This is a genomic window from Salinicoccus siamensis, assembly GCF_055391965.1.
The window spans coordinates 1,667,768-1,682,811 of sequence record NZ_AP043765.1; the positions used below are offsets into that span (position 1 = coordinate 1,667,768).

General features: G+C 44.1%; 16 protein-coding genes and 1 pseudogene. 1 reads left to right on the forward strand and 16 read right to left on the reverse strand.

Annotation, left to right across the window (positions count from 1 at the left end):
* Positions 1–132: 132 nt before the first annotated feature.
* Positions 133–318: pseudogene (locus ACZ5LF_RS08590) on the reverse strand (M24 family metallopeptidase); the annotation flags it as partial.
* Positions 319–434: 116 nt separating this feature from the next.
* On the opposite strand from ACZ5LF_RS08590, the gene ACZ5LF_RS08595 reads away from it, so the two are divergent.
* Positions 435–947 (forward strand): Na+/H+ antiporter NhaC family protein, encoded by a 513-nt coding sequence (locus ACZ5LF_RS08595; RefSeq protein ID WP_380709679.1) that lies wholly within the window; start codon positions 435–437, stop codon positions 945–947.
* A 231-nt stretch (positions 948–1,178) separates the two neighbouring features.
* Here the strand turns inward: ACZ5LF_RS08595 and ACZ5LF_RS08600 are convergent, their stop codons facing one another.
* From ACZ5LF_RS08600 to ACZ5LF_RS08670, 15 genes are all read right to left on the reverse strand, one after another.
* On the reverse strand, positions 1,179–2,081 hold the full coding sequence (locus ACZ5LF_RS08600; RefSeq protein WP_380572095.1) for a D-ribose ABC transporter substrate-binding protein: 903 nt from the start codon (positions 2,079–2,081) through the stop codon (positions 1,179–1,181).
* A 12-nt stretch (positions 2,082–2,093) separates the two neighbouring features.
* Positions 2,094–3,035: an ABC transporter permease gene (locus tag ACZ5LF_RS08605; RefSeq protein WP_380572097.1), complete on the reverse strand. Its 942-nt coding sequence runs from the start codon at positions 3,033–3,035 to the stop codon at positions 2,094–2,096.
* On the reverse strand, positions 3,028–4,515 hold the full coding sequence (locus tag ACZ5LF_RS08610) for a sugar ABC transporter ATP-binding protein (protein ID WP_380572099.1): 1,488 nt from the start codon (positions 4,513–4,515) through the stop codon (positions 3,028–3,030). The genes ACZ5LF_RS08605 and ACZ5LF_RS08610 overlap by 8 nt, the downstream gene beginning before the upstream one ends.
* 8 nt (positions 4,516–4,523) lie before the next feature.
* Entirely contained in the window at positions 4,524–4,904 is a 381-nt protein-coding gene (gene rbsD, locus ACZ5LF_RS08615; protein WP_380572101.1) for a D-ribose pyranase, read from the reverse strand.
* Positions 4,897–5,778 carry a ribokinase gene (gene rbsK, locus ACZ5LF_RS08620; RefSeq protein WP_380572103.1) on the reverse strand — a complete coding sequence of 294 codons (882 nt, stop codon included), beginning with the start codon at positions 5,776–5,778 and terminating at the stop codon, positions 4,897–4,899. Before rbsK ends, rbsD begins: the two co-directional genes overlap by 8 nt.
* 13 nt (positions 5,779–5,791) lie before the next feature.
* Positions 5,792–6,739 carry a LacI family DNA-binding transcriptional regulator gene (locus ACZ5LF_RS08625; RefSeq protein ID WP_380572105.1) on the reverse strand — a complete coding sequence of 316 codons (948 nt, stop codon included), beginning with the start codon at positions 6,737–6,739 and terminating at the stop codon, positions 5,792–5,794.
* 174 nt (positions 6,740–6,913) lie between these two features.
* Positions 6,914–8,014: a transposase gene (locus ACZ5LF_RS08630; protein WP_380709684.1), complete on the reverse strand. Its 1,101-nt coding sequence runs from the start codon at positions 8,012–8,014 to the stop codon at positions 6,914–6,916.
* Complete coding sequence (locus tag ACZ5LF_RS08635) at positions 8,001–8,468, reverse strand: transposase family protein (RefSeq protein WP_464759162.1); 468 nt, start codon at positions 8,466–8,468, stop codon at positions 8,001–8,003. Before ACZ5LF_RS08635 ends, ACZ5LF_RS08630 begins: the two co-directional genes overlap by 14 nt.
* Positions 8,469–8,812: 344 nt before the next feature.
* Positions 8,813–9,502 carry a sugar transferase gene (locus ACZ5LF_RS08640; protein ID WP_464759164.1) on the reverse strand — a complete coding sequence of 230 codons (690 nt, stop codon included), beginning with the start codon at positions 9,500–9,502 and terminating at the stop codon, positions 8,813–8,815.
* Complete coding sequence (locus tag ACZ5LF_RS08645) at positions 9,417–10,364, reverse strand: Rossmann-fold NAD(P)-binding domain-containing protein (protein WP_380570576.1); 948 nt, start codon at positions 10,362–10,364, stop codon at positions 9,417–9,419. Before ACZ5LF_RS08645 ends, ACZ5LF_RS08640 begins: the two co-directional genes overlap by 86 nt.
* Positions 10,365–10,377: 13 nt before the next feature.
* Complete coding sequence (gene galU, locus ACZ5LF_RS08650; RefSeq protein WP_380570577.1) at positions 10,378–11,262, reverse strand: UTP--glucose-1-phosphate uridylyltransferase GalU; 885 nt, start codon at positions 11,260–11,262, stop codon at positions 10,378–10,380.
* 12 nt (positions 11,263–11,274) lie between these two features.
* A complete protein-coding gene (locus ACZ5LF_RS08655) occupies positions 11,275–12,306 on the reverse strand; it encodes an SDR family NAD(P)-dependent oxidoreductase (protein WP_380570578.1) in 1,032 nt (343 codons plus the stop codon).
* On the reverse strand, positions 12,296–13,654 hold the full coding sequence (locus ACZ5LF_RS08660; RefSeq protein WP_380570579.1) for a UDP-glucose dehydrogenase family protein: 1,359 nt from the start codon (positions 13,652–13,654) through the stop codon (positions 12,296–12,298). The genes ACZ5LF_RS08655 and ACZ5LF_RS08660 overlap by 11 nt, the downstream gene beginning before the upstream one ends.
* A gap of 114 nt (positions 13,655–13,768) precedes the next feature.
* On the reverse strand, positions 13,769–14,338 hold the full coding sequence (locus tag ACZ5LF_RS08665) for a hypothetical protein (RefSeq protein WP_380570580.1): 570 nt from the start codon (positions 14,336–14,338) through the stop codon (positions 13,769–13,771).
* A 46-nt stretch (positions 14,339–14,384) separates the two neighbouring features.
* Positions 14,385–15,017, reverse strand: a complete 633-nt coding sequence (locus tag ACZ5LF_RS08670) for a nucleoside/nucleotide kinase family protein (RefSeq protein ID WP_380570581.1) — start codon at positions 15,015–15,017, stop codon at positions 14,385–14,387.
* Between the last annotated feature and the right edge of the window lie 27 nt (positions 15,018–15,044).

The window sequence follows — 15,044 nt, forward strand, 5'->3', positions numbered from 1 at the left end:
TATAGTACTATTCACTAAAAACTTACATTTAAACTGGAGAATTGAACGATTATATCGTTTTACGATAAAAAAGCATCCTGTGACCAAAGATTTCTTGGTAACAGGATGCAGATAGCTGATAAATGTTACTTGTCATGGTTTGATGATCATGCTGCCAAGACCTCTTGGATATTCCGTTATGATCTCGTCCCCGTCTTCAGTCAGGACGACTGTGTCGGAATGCCTGAAGCCACCGACCCCGGGTATATAGAGTCCTGGTTCTACACAAAAGACCATGCCGGTCTCCAACACCAAGTCGTTGTCGAAACGCAAGGAAGGCTATTCATGTTGGTCGCTTCGATGGCATCCAAGGCCACCTGGTTGACTGCTTTTGCCGTCACCCCCGATTTGATGCAGCCCTGGTCATTGGATTTTATGTATCGATGATTACGGGTATGGACATAAGCGCGATCCCTGAAGAAGTGGTTTCATTAGTGACACAAGGCGGCATGCAGTCGATGACCAGCGTTATCCTCATCGCCTTCAGTGCCTTTGCAGGCATCATTACAAAAGCTGGCGCTTTGGAAGTGATCATGAGCGCCTTGCTGAAATTCGTCAAAAGGACCGGCGACCTCATTTTAAGCACTGTCGTTTCATGTATTACCATGGCTCTTGTAACCGGTAACTCATACCTGTCCATCATCGTACCTGGGGATCTCTTCAAAGAGACTTATAAAAAGAAGAATCTGCATGCCAAAAACCTCTCCCGTACATTGGAGGATTCAGGCACCGTAGTAGTCCCCCTCATTCCATGGTCATCTGCCGGCGTCTATATGGCAGGAGTGCTTGGCGTTTCAACTTTAAGTTACGCACCGTGGGCCATATTCTGTTATCTCGGATTCATTTTTGCGATAATATTGGGTTACACAGGCATCGGCATTACCAGGATTTCAAAGAATGCTGACTGAGAATTTTACTCAATAAAACCAGCACACTTATTATTTTCTTTTCATATGTTCAATGCCTCAATAAGAATATGAGAATGCTTCCTTGGAGTCCCGGAGATCCAAGGAAGCATTTTTAGTTACTTTTTTATCTATGTTCTAGATTCGCAAGTGCTGAACCTTCAAATAATGAAACTGCGATAGCATAGGCATAATAAAAAACAGGAGCTGCTCATGCAGCTCCCTCAATCAAATCTATTCTTGTGTTTCCAACATCAATTCCACTTTGATTTCATCTTCCACATCTTCACCGTTCTCCAGTTTTTCGACTGCATTGATGGCCGTCTCGCCCATCAGGTCCGGCTGCTGGGCGACCGTCGCATCGAGCGCGCCATTCTCGATGGAGTTCAACGCATCCTCCGAACCATCAAACCCGACGACCAGGACATCGTCCGGTGCCGCTTCGACAGCCCCAAGCGCCATTTCATCGTTATGCGAGAAGATCGCTTCTATATCCGGGTTCGCCTGGAGGATGTTCTGCGTGACGTTCAACCCTTCTGATCTGTTGAAGTTCGCAGTCTGGCTCGTCACCACATCAAGGGATTCTTTTGCAACGTTCGTGAAGCCTTTACCGCGCTCACGTGTGGCACTGGCCCCCGGCACGCCTTCCAGTTCTGCCACCTTGGAGCCTTCGCCGAGCTGGTCGACGATGAATGCCGCACCCATTTCGCCGCCTGCCACGTTATCCGACGCGATGAAGGCGGCCACTTCCCCGCTCTCCACTGAGCGGTCGAGCGTGATGACTGGGATATCCGAGCCATTGGCGGACTCGACTGAACTGGAAATCGCGGCGGAATCGGTCGGATTGACCACCAGATAATCGATGCCCTGCTGCATCAGGTCGGCAATGTCATTGACCTGCTTGGCGGAATCGTCCTGGGCGTCCACCACTTTGACTTCATAGCCCTTCTCTTCGGCCGTGGCCTCGATGCCATCCTTCAATGTCACAAAGAACGGGTTGTTCAAAGTCGAGATGCTGACGCCGATGACGACATTATCATCATCACCCGCCCCACCGCTCTGGCTCCAAGCCGGTGGCTCAAGCGAACACCCTGCAGTAAACACAAACAGACTGAGGAGCACCAGTATTCTTTTCATCCGTAAAACCCCCTACTTATTCTTTCTGTCGATCAGCACCGCAACGACGATGACCAACCCTTTGATGATCTGCTGGTAGAATGATGACACACCGACCAGATTCAGCCCGTTGTTGAGTACACCGATGATCAGCACACCAATCAATGTGCCGACGATGCGCCCCTTACCGCCCATCAATGACGTGCCGCCAAGCACAACGGCGGCGATGGCATCGAGTTCATACGTCTCACCGGCGGTCGGTTGGGCGGAATCAAGCCTTGAAGCGAGGATGATGCCTGCGATCGCCGACATCAATCCGGATAGCGCATAGATCATGATCTTCCTGCGGTTGACCTTGATGCCGGAGAGTGCAGCGGCAGTCTCGTTACCCCCGATGGCGTATGTCTCCCTGCCGAAGACCGTCTTGTTCAGAATGATATACAAGATGACGAAGGTGATGAGCATCGTCACCGCCGGCACCGGAATGCCGAAGAAGTAGCCTTTACCGAACAGCTGGAACAGCAGGCTGTCGCCAAGGCCCGTAATCGGGTTGCCGTCCGTCACGACCAGAGTCGCGCCCCGATATATCGTCATCGTCGCCAATGTCGCAATGAAGGGTGCCATGCCGCCCGCGGTAACCAGCAGGCCGTTGACAGCGCCGGCAACGAGACCGACCACACTGCCGAGCAGCATCGCAAATATCGGATCGACGCCAGAAGTGATGATCAGTGCCGTCATCGCGCTTGAGAATGCCAGTATCGAGCCGACACTCAAGTCGATGCCGCCCGTCAGGATGACGAACGTCATGCCGAAGGCGATCAGGCCATTGATCGATACTTGACGCAACAGATTCAGTAGGTTATCCGGTGACAGGAACTGCTGGTTCATGATGGTGATGACGACGACAAGCAGCGTCAGGCCGACGATCGGCAGAAACCGATCTATCATAGTGTTCAATGTGAGTTTGCTATTCATCCAATTGTCCCCCTGTAGCCAGTGTCATGATATTTTCCTGGTTGATTCTACTTTTATCCAAAATGCCGCGGAGCCGGCCTTCCTGCATCACCGCCACCCGGTCGGACAGGCCGATGACTTCAGGCATCTCCGACGAAATGAGGAGGATCGACACGCCGCGCTCCGTCAATTCGTTGATCAGGTGATAAATCTCGCGCTTCGCCCCGACATCGATGCCCCGCGTGGGTTCATCGAGTATCAGAATTTTCGGCTGGCTGCCGATCCACTTGCCGATGACGACCTTCTGCTGGTTGCCGCCGGAGAGGTCCCCGACGATCGATTGCTTTTCGGACTTGATGTTCATCCGCCTGATCATCAGGTCTGAAAAATCATCCTCGTCCTTCTGCTTCATGAAGCCACCCTTTGAAAAACTCTGCATGGAGGGCATCGTCATGTTGTCGACCAGGCTGAAGTCCAGTATCAGCCCCTCACTCTTGCGGTTTTCCGTAATGAAACCGAAGCCGTGTCCAATCGCGTCGGACGGCTTGTCGATCTTCACCCGCTTGCCTTCGACTTCAATTTCCTTCGTCCCCGGGTCCGCGCCGAACAGCGTGCGCATGACTTCAGTGCGCCCCGCCCCCATCAGACCGGCGAACCCGAGTATCTCTCCTCTATGCAGATCGAAATTAATGTCCCGGACCGGGTGTGCCTTGTTTTCGAGCTGCCTGACGGTGAGTACTACGTCATCCGACAGATCATGCGAACGCTCCGGAAACTGGTCATTCAAGTCCCTGCCGACCATCGCCCGGACGATTTCGTTGTAGTTCGTCTCTTCCGTCCGGCTGTACAGCACACTCCGGCCATCACGCAGCACGGTGATTTCATCGGAAATCTTCGATATCTCCTCCATCCTGTGGGAGATGTAGACGATGGAGACCCCACTTTCCTTAAGGCTCCTGATGATGTCAAAGAGCACGTCAATCTCCCTGTCCGTCAACGCCGCCGTCGGCTCATCCATGATCAGCACTTTCGTGTCCATCATCAGGGCTTTGGCGATTTCGATCATCTGCTGCTGACCGACGGAGCAATCACCCGCGCGTCTATTGAGGTTGATATTGAACTTCAGCCGTTCGAAGACCGCTTCCGCCTTGCGCCGCATCAACTTATTATCAAGCAAGCCGAACTTCGTATGTTCATTGCCGATGAACAGATTCTCCAATACCGTCAGTTCAGGCCAGATGTTCAGTTCCTGATGGATGAAGACGATGCCCGCCTTCTCCGCATCCTTTAGGTTGCTGTACTTCACTTCCGTACCGTCACGGATGATGCTGCCCTGGTCATACGTATGCACGCCTGATAAGATCTTCATCAACGTCGATTTGCCGGCGCCATTCTCCCCCATAAGGGCATGGACCGTCGCATCCTTCAGCTCAAAGTCCACCCCGAGGAGCACTTTGTTGGCCCCAAAGGCCTTGTGTACATCTTTCATCTCGATCATCATCAAACCTCCTAGAAGAAAACATTGCTGTAGAGTATGACATTGGCGAACGGCGTCGTTTCACCCGTGCGGATCACTGCCTTGGCGTCTGCACACATGGCTTTCAGCGTTTCATGCGACACCTGTTCCGATGGAATGCCGTTACTGAGTACCTGCTTCACTCCCGCATCCGAAACCTCATCTGCAAACACTTGTCGCTCCACATACATGCTGTCGGTCAACAGGTTATATGTTTCTTCGAACGATGGTGTACCCGCTTTAAGGGCGATATCGATCCGTTTCACCCCGTCAGGAATCGGCAATCCACAGTCTGCGATGACGATGGCGTCCCCATGTCCAAGTGTACTGAGCACTTTCGAAATTTCACTGTTCAAAACCACCGACTTATACATGGTCCATCGCCTCCTGCCATTCTTTCAACGTCGGGATGCCACCTTGGGCGCCCATTGCACGGATCGATAATGATGCCGCCATGTTCGCACTGCGTATGGCCTCACCAAGATCCAGGCCCTTGACCAGGAATGCAGCCAATGCGCCGTTGAATGTATCCCCGGCACCGGTCGTATCCACAGGTGTGGTTTTAAAGGAAGGCACATGCACTTCCGTCTCTCCGTCGTGATAGAGACACCCCTGCTCGCCTCTTGTGACAATCAGCTGATTCGGGTGCTTCATGACCGCACTGGAGACATCATCCCCGAAAAGGGCATTGCATTCCAGTTCGTTCGGGGTGATGAGTGTACATTTCTCAAGGTATTCAATCTCAATTGGGATGAAAGGTGCCGGGTTGTAGATGAGCTTTATTCCCTTTTCATGGCAGAAGTCGATGACATGCTTGATGGTCTCGACCGGTATTTCATTCTGCAGCATGACATAGTCAGCTTCTTCCAGAAGCGGATGCGCCGATGCCACCACTTCTGGCGTCAGCAGGCGATTCGTGCCCGGTACGACAATGATCGAGTTGTCGTTGTCGTAGATGTTGATATGTGCCGTACCGCTCGCTTCACCTGTAAACGTTTCCACATTGCCGCAAAAAATACCGTTCTGTTCCAGATTCGTCTTCAGTTTCTCCCCGAAGCCATCATCACCGATGGCACCGACAAACGCCGTTTCAGCTTCAAGCCGCGCTGCCGCCACCGCCTGGTTGGCGCCCTTACCGCCGAATGCAGTACTGAAATTCGTGCCTAAAATCGTCTCCCCTTTATAGGGCATCCGCTCAGCCTCAACGATGAAATCCGTCGACAAGCTGCCGACCACTACGATATCCATTCTTTCCACTCCTTTATGTACTTTGCCTTCTGACCAATGCCACATTCAACACCTGACTCGGCGCCGGTTTGCCTGCCGCAAGATCCATCAGCATCCTGAAGGCGTTCCTGCCAAGCTCGTAGATCGGCTGTCCGATGGTCGTCAGGCTTGGATGGACGTATTCCGAAAAATCCAAGTTGTCGTAGCCGATGACCTTGACAGCATCAGGCACCGCTATATCAAGTGCCCGCAAGCCATTCAACACTTTGTAGGCCGTCACATCATTTGGGCAGATGATGCCGTTGAATCTGGTGAAATCGTCCAACTTATCGTTAGAAAGCAAGCTATCCAACTGCCGATACGCCAACGTTTCATATTCAATGCCTTGTGTCTCTAGTGTCTCGAGTGCCCCAACAGCGCGATCATCGAACGAACTATACCCTTCGTGCCCCTTTATGACAAGGACTTTATCCGCCCCCCGCTCAATCAGATGCATCGCCTGAAGCCGCCCGCCTTTCAAATTATCCGCTTCGATGGAAGGCAGGTTTTCAGCCACCCGGTCCAAAAGAATCAACGGCCGCTCTCCTGAATATGCTTTATGTTCAATCGACCATGTCGCAGAAATGATGCCTGCACAGTTGTTTTGGCGGAAGATCTCCAGATACTTCGATTCTTTTTTCTGATCATTATCCGTATTGCCGATGATGACGCGATAATCATTTCTGATCGCCTCATCTTCAATCCCCCGGATCACTTTTGGGAAATAAGGATTCGTAATATCAGGTACTAAAACGCCCACAACGTTCGAGCGGCTCGTGTTCAAAGCACGCGCCACCTCATTTGGTTTGTAGTCCAGACGCTCCGCCGCCTCAAGCACCCGCCGCCGTACATCCGGACTCGCATACCCCGATCCAGTCAACGCACGTGACACCGTCGCCACCGATACCCCCACCTCTTTAGCCAAGTCTTTGATTGTAACCATTTCTGCATCACCTGTGTAAACGTTTACACATATCTTAACATAGAATGGATGGGATGCAATGAAGAATTAATGAATGCTTATCACTTATGTAAGTGGCAGTATTAAAATGGCTCTTACGCTAAGTTGGGGAATGCTTATATATAGATTGTGATGAACATAGCCAAAATTTTAAATTTATAGTGGACGATAAAGCATACGCTGTCTCAACAGCCTGAAACCGGCCCGGCCATACATAATCCGTTTGATGGTCTTCAGCCGATTGACGTTCCCCTCGACGAAACCATTGCTTTCATTATACATCAGGGCATGCACCGTGGGCTTGAAATCAGTGAGCAGCCGCCGGATGAAGTGTTTCGTCAGAGGGTCACGGCGTTGTTGTTCAAATAGGATGAGTTCAGTAAATCCGACATGATCCTTCTCGGCAATGCATTCTCGAAAACCAGCCACAAACGCATAGACGGGCTGGAGTTTCGGGTACTGTTGGAGGATACGGTCAATGATGTCGCGCTCGGCGTCCACTTCAAGGTGGTTCTGCCACAGTATGCGCCGAATGTCCCGACGGCTGTGATACTCAATGTCCAATGGGGCCGCCACCCGTTTCCGTTTTCGAAGATCGGCGACAAAATTTTTCACTGAACCGTAGGCCCCTTTATATCCAATCTTCAGTAGTTTTTCATAGATTGCCCGAACGGAATCGCCGTCCGCCTCCCAGTGAATGACCGATTTGTGAAAGGCATCCAGCAGTTTGGGCCGTTTCTGGCGGGTCGTGTCCGGCACCCCTGTCATCCCAAGGTATCGCTCGACCGTCTTCCAGTGTAGATTGAACTGCCGGGAAAGCCGGGAGATTGAATACCCTTGTGCGTGGTACTTCTGGAGTGCCCGGGCCTGTGCCCATTTCCTTTGGGCATTTTCCAAGCGGTGATGCTCAGCTTTGGTCTGAGGCGGAGGAACTGGCGGCGGTGATCGCGTGCCGAGGTCAATGCGTACCGGCAACACTTTCCTTATAATCCGATCATGTAGGGTCCAGAGGTTCTGAATCAGATGGAACCGGTCATGGATCTGAATGACGGCCGGGGCATGGGTCGTGATGATGTCCTGAAAACGCACATATCTATCCCGGGTGATGTGGGTCAGCTCCGGATGCCCCTGAATCCATTGGGCCAATGTGGCCGTTTCCCGGTCGGGCAGGAGATCAATCGGATGATGCGTGACGGCATCGCAGATCAGAATGCCATACCGATACCCTTTTCGCCAGGCGAAATCATCGATGCCCACAAAAGGGGCTTTGCGGAACAGGCATCTCTGTTTTATGAATCAGGCGCAGCAGTGTGTCATGGCTGACCGGCATCCCAAGCTGCCGGGTGACAGTTTCTCCTTGGACACAGCTGCTGGAGAAAGCAATGGTCCGCAGTGCTTCATCCAGACGAATCGTCCGCTGGCCATAAGGGACCAGCCAGTCAAAGCGTTCCGTAAATACCTTTGTGGCGCATAATGCATTCGAACAGAACCATTTCCGGGCTTTCAGATACAGTTGAACGCGTCGCCCCTGGATGGGCAGGTCATCTATGACCCGCATGTAGGCACTGTGTCGCTGAGAGGTGGTGGAATGGCAGTGGGGACAACGGCCTGTGTGCGTATCCAATGTAATGACATATGATACAATATCCTCTGTTTTCACATAGGAGAGTACAGTCAAGCGAGGGTCTAAATCAGTGAACTGATCATACATGGTCACCATTCCTTTTTACTGATACATACCCGTTTCTCCCCAACTTAGCGTAAGAGCCCAGTTTAGTTTAGCAGTCACACCAAGTTCCAACATTACTCCATATGTATCAAAATGACTATATGCACGACACTGATGATCTGTCGCATTGGAAAATGAAATTATCGAGGGTAATATTAACCAGTCAAATATTTGGGAAATTATGTATCGCAGTCAACTTTTGTGCTACTGCTGTGTATGGCAAAATATCTTTTAAAACTTCTAGATATTCTACTAAGAATCTTAAAATAGCAAATAAATAAAAAAGAATGCTCTCTTTCAAAAGGGCATTCTCTATAAACTATGTATTAAACTGACCCTTTACCTTTAAGCACTTGCACAAAAGTCAGCCATAATATTTTAAGGTCTAGGAAAAAGCTTTCATTTTCAATATACCATAAATCATATTCAATCTTTTTCCCATGATTCATATCACTTCGGCCATTAACTTGAGCCCATCCTGTAATCCCAGGCTTTGCTTCTAGGCGCTTTCTTTGTTCAGCATCATAATGGGAAGTGATTTTGATAATTTCAGGACGCGGGCCTACAATACTCATTTCACCCTTCAAAACATTGAAAAATTGAGGTAATTCATCGATTGAATATTTTCTTATGAATGCTCCACTTTTAGTGATATTAGGGTTGTGTCCAGAAGCACTTTTAAACACGAAATCATCTGGTACTCTTCCGTTCCAATTTTCGTAAGGATCGCTGCTATTCTTTGAATGCGTGCCTATTACTTTATTATCCACTCTCATTGAACGAAACTTGTACATTTCAAAGGTCTGATTGTTCAACCCACTTCTTTTTTGTTTAAAGAATATGGGGCCACCATCTTCTTTTTTAATTCTATAAGAGGTATAGACGATAATTGGACTTATTGCTATTAGGCCTGCTGTACTTACTCCTATATCAAGTGTTCTTTTGGCAATCTTGTTCAATATACGACTGGATTTTTTTGATTTTCCTCTTTTCTTCATCGTTAAGATGTGATTCACCTTTTACACCTCCAATACCATTAGCTACACCTATTACTTTTGAAGGTGAAGAGATAGAATCTACAATCAATTCTCCTTCTCTTCCCATAATACCTCCAGCCACCACTGATACACTTTCTATTTCTGCACGTCCTATAATGGAATCAAATTGTGAATTGATGCGGGAGTTGATATAACCATCCATTATCTCTTGGGACTGTCGTACATCTAACCTGCGAACATCGTGCCCCTGCTTAAGCGCTGATTCAATAAATGATTTGGAGAAGTTTCCTATTCCACCATCCAAGCACAGTGATTTGGGATTCAGAGTTTGAATAAAATCTTCTGTAATCACTTCATCAGAACTCACAAGTGAAACGAGTACATCTAATTTAGAATTGGGAGTGCCATAATGGATAAGGGTTTCGTCAAAAGAAATCTGCTTTAAAGCATCTACACATACTTTAATCTTCTTCTCGTTTCTCCCATAAAGATAGATGTTAGCATTTCTTTCCGACAGCCTTAAAGCCAATTTAAATGCAATATTCCCAGTGCCGTAGACACCCACCGATTTCCCACTTATCTCCTGATCTACGTAATTCAATATAGTCAGATCAGCGGCCTCCATGGTCAGATCATTAGGTTTATAGTCAAGCACTTTTAAATTCTCTTGAACCAATTCATCGTATATAGATAAACCTTGCTTCTTCTCACAATCTGCCAAAAAAACACTATGTTCGCTTGATTGACTTATGAACTCCATAAGTTTTTTTTTAGAACTGATAAGAAAATTTTCACTCGTCTGATCCAAAACATTTCTGGAAGGAAGCCTTAATATATCACTATCATGTTTAGAAGTGGTGCTAATTAGAATGAACTCCATTAAAATCTCCCACTTATTTAATATTTGTTGAATGCCTTTCTACAGCTTGTTTCATATACTCCAATAAATCTTCTTTCATTTCAGACTTGAGTGCGTATTCTATAGTTGTTGTAACATAGCCCGTCTTATCTCCTACATCATACCTTTGGCCATCAAAATCAAATGCGTATACTGCCCTTTTATCATTTAATGCTTGAAGTGCATCAGTCAGCTGTATTTCTCCTCCAGCTCCTATATGTCCTTTCTCAAGTTCATCAAATATATCTGGAGTTAATACATACCTCCCCATTATTGCCAGGCGGGAGTCAGTGGTACTAGGGTCTGGCTTTTCGTAGAGGTTATTCAACTCATAGACACTATCATTATGTGACGAATATTCGACTATGCCATACCTGGATACATCACTTTCAGGTACTGTCTTCACCCCAATTACTGGTCCTTCATTCTCATCATATACTTCCATAAGTTGTTTGATTCCAGGCGTTTCACTTTCCACTATATCATCACCAAGCAATACGGCGAATGGTTCATCTCCAATAAATTGTTTGGCAGTATGTATCGCATGTCCTAAACCTTTAGGGTTCTTCTGTCTGACATAGAATATGTTGGCCAAATCCGTCGCATGCTCAACTTTTTCAAGAAGAGCAGTTTTATTTTTCTCCTGCAAATTCAGTTCCAATTCCACTTGATTATCAAAATGATCTTCTATTGCTCTCTTGTGCTTTCCAGTTACTATAATGATATCTTCAATTCCCGCTGCTACAGCCTCTTCAACAATATATTGAATTGTCGGTTTATCAAGTATTGGCAGCATTTCTTTTGGCATTGCTTTAGTGGCTGGCAAAAACCTCGTCCCTAATCCTGCAGCAGGAATTATTGCTTTTCTTATCTTTGACATGCATATCCTCCTCTAGATTCCATTGTTATTTTTATAATAATCAACATACCAATCGATGAATTTCTGTAAGCCATTCTCTATAGATGTTGTTGGTTTAAAACCGACTGCCTTATAAAGCTTATCCGTAGAAGCATAGGTGGCCGGTACATCACCCGGTTGTATAGGTTCAAAATGTTTTTCAAATCTTATTTCTTCACCAAGTTTATTTGATAATGCTTCTTCTAAAGAATTAATGAACTTCATTAGTTTTACTGGTTTATTGTTTCCAATATTATAGACTTCATGCTTAACATTTCCTGTAGGTGGTTTTGGTATGAGTCTTACTATACCTTCGATAATATCGTCTATATAGGTGAAGTCTCTATAGAGATCGTTATCAAAGTCTCCATTATTAAAGATTTTTATTGGTTCTTTGTTGAAGAGCTTATTTGTAAAACCAAAGTATGCCATATCAGGTCGTCCCATAGGACCGTAAACAGTAAAGAAACGCAGACCGCTTGATGGGATATCATAGAGGTGACTATAAGTATTAGCGATAAGCTCATTGGATTTTTTAGTCGCTGCATATAATGATACTGGATGGTCAACAAAATCAGTTTCTTCAAATGGAACTTTCTTATTAGCACCATATACTGAACTAGAAGAAGCATAAATAAGATGCTTCACATTAACCTCCTTGCACGCTTCAACTATATTATGAAAGCCAACAATATTACTTTGGATGTACGCATCAGGATTTTTTAAAGAATACCTTACTCCAGCTTGTGCTGCTAAATTAATAACAAATTCAGGACTTGCTTTTTTAAACACTTTCATTAGTTCATCTTTATCTGATATATCACATTTAACAAACTCGAAATCGCTATATTGTTCTAAAGTTTTCAAACGGTCTTTTTTCAAATTAATATCGTAATAATCATTGAGGTTATCGATGCCTATTACCTTATGACCATCTTCCAACAGCCTTTTCGATAGATAGAAGCCTATGAAGCCAGCACTACCTGTTACGAGAACTTTAATATCACTTAATTGGTTATAATCCATTAGACATCACCTTCTGTTTCGTAACTTGATTAGAAATACGGCGGCCAACAGAGTGATATTCGACACCAGCTGTTTCCATAACATCTATACTATAAATATTGCGTCCATCAAAAACCAGAGGTGTTCTCATAAGACCTTTATACAACTCTGCAGAAGTTTCCTTTATTTCGGGCCATTCCGTGAAAACGAAACATACGTTTGCATCTTCTAAAGCCTCTTCAACACTTGATACATATCGAATAGATCCATTACTCAACTTGCCTTCAGGATAGTGCTTGGAAAAGTTTTCTGCTCCTACGGGATCGTAAGCTACTACGTCAGCTCCTTGATCAAGTAGTAATGGTACATTTTCTAGAGAAGGTGCTTCGCGTAAGTCATCTGTTCCTGGCTTAAACGTTAATCCTAACACAGCAACTTTTAAACCATTAAACGTAATCAAGCGGTCATTCGCTTTTCTATAAAGTAAAGTTTTCTGCTTTTCGTTAACATCAATTGCTGATTGAATAGTTTTCAACTCGTAACCATTATGTTGGGCCAAGTGATTGAGGGCTTGGGTATCCTTCGGGAAGCATGACCCCCCATAGCCTATACCAGCATTTAAGAACTTGCTTCCAATCCTCTTATCATAACTCATTCCTTTAGCAACATCCTGTATATCAGCCCCGACAAGTTCGCAGAGGTTCGCAATGTCATTCATATAAGATATTTTCAATGCTAAGAAATCATTAGAGGCGTATTTAATCATTTCAGCCGTTCTCCTATTAACCGAGACGATGGGTATATTAAATGGCTCATAGATTTCTTTAAGAATATTTTCAGCCCACTCACTTTCAGTACCAATAATAAACCTTTCCGCTTGTAAGGTATCGTGAACCGCTGACCCTTGTGCCAAAAACTCAGGATTTGAAGCCACTTCTACTCTCACATCATTGATTAAGAAATCTTGAATAAATTGTTCCACCTTGTCATTGGTCCCTACAGGAACAGTTGATTTGACTACTACTAAACAATCCTTCTCAATAGACTCCGCAATTTGTCGAGCTACAGTTGCTATGTATGAAAGATTGGCTGATCCATCTGGTTGCTCCGGAGTACCTACACCTATAAAAATAGCATCAGCATCCTTATAAGCAGATTTATAGTCAGTTGTATATTCTACTTTCTTCGCCTTGTAATTTTTCCTCATTAATGCTTCAAGACCATCTTCATATATAGGAGACACTCCGGACCTCATCAACTCTACCTTATCTTCATCAATGTCTACACACGTAACATTGTGACCCTTTTCCGCGAATGTAACTCCTGCTACTAAACCAACATACCCTGTGCCCGCTACAGCTAATTTCATAAATTCCTCTCCTTCATTATTATTCAAAACAGACATTTCTTTTTTGTAGTGCTTAATTAAACTTTTTTAAGTTAATAATTTGTACTATTATATGAATGTATACATCCATTCATATCACAATTTTGGGTTTTCTAAATTAAGAATTTTCTTAATTTTAAATTTAATTATACTAGGATTTCTTACAAGCTCATCAATTTTATACCTCATTTTCCTGTAATTAGTTAAGCTATAATACCTTTTTGAAACTTCATCAACGTAATTCCAGTCTAAACTTCTCCATGAATTACTTATTGAATTAATTTCTTTCATATCTTCAATATCTTTAGATCTCATTCTCACATTTTTATATGCAATTTCTATCTCTGCCTTTACAAAATTATATCCGTTATAATGTTTATATAATTTTCGTTTAAAAATCATAGAATCATCTATATTAACTATTACATATCTATTTTTATAAATGTCTATATTATTCTCTACCTCGTGATGACCTGAATAATTTAGTGGTATCTTATTAAATTTTTTAAATTTTTTAAGTTTTGAGGGCCTTATAATAAAATCAATATCCTTATTATCTCTTCCTCCTTTTACAGCTAAGGCAGCACTACCTACTATGCATACATCTTTTTTTGTTAAAGAATTTCTATTTAAGTATTCTTCAAAATCATTTAGATATTTTACCATTAGGTTCCATCCTTATTTTAATAATGTTTATATCCGACTTAACTTGTTAATTAACGCTATTTTCTAGAAATTTCTCAGGTAGATTCTTTAAAATATAATAAACTGTTTCTTCACTACTTAAAATATCTGTGTCAATAATTTTGATATGTTTATTGTTTTTAAACCCTTCGTCATTTATACGTTTTAACCTTTCTAATTCTTTTATTGTTTCTTTAGAATCTATATCATCTTTTCTTTCAATTGATGTTTTTAAATCACAAGTCAAATAAAAACAATATTTGGGCTTAGGGAATAATTTTATAAATATTAGCTTATAAAGAAGTTTTTTTAGATTGAATTTTATGTTCTTACTATACTTACTCTCTATATTTAATACATTCTCCCACACATATCGATCATATATAACTATATTTGCACTAGTATAATGCTTTAAAACTCTGTAGTAGAATTCTACTGCTTTAATGATTACTGTTGGTATTTTATATTTTGAATGAAAGTATTTCATTTCTTTGCCTAATTTAGTTTCCCAATTTTTATTACCCATATATTGTACAGTTGTAGTTGGACCCAAAATATTACTTATTGCCATTATAGTGCTAGTTTTTCCCGCCCCATCTATTCCCATAATACAAATATTTTGATTATTAATAATATTTCTAGCAATATTTAATAAACCCATTAAAATAATCCTCGCTTTTCTGATAGA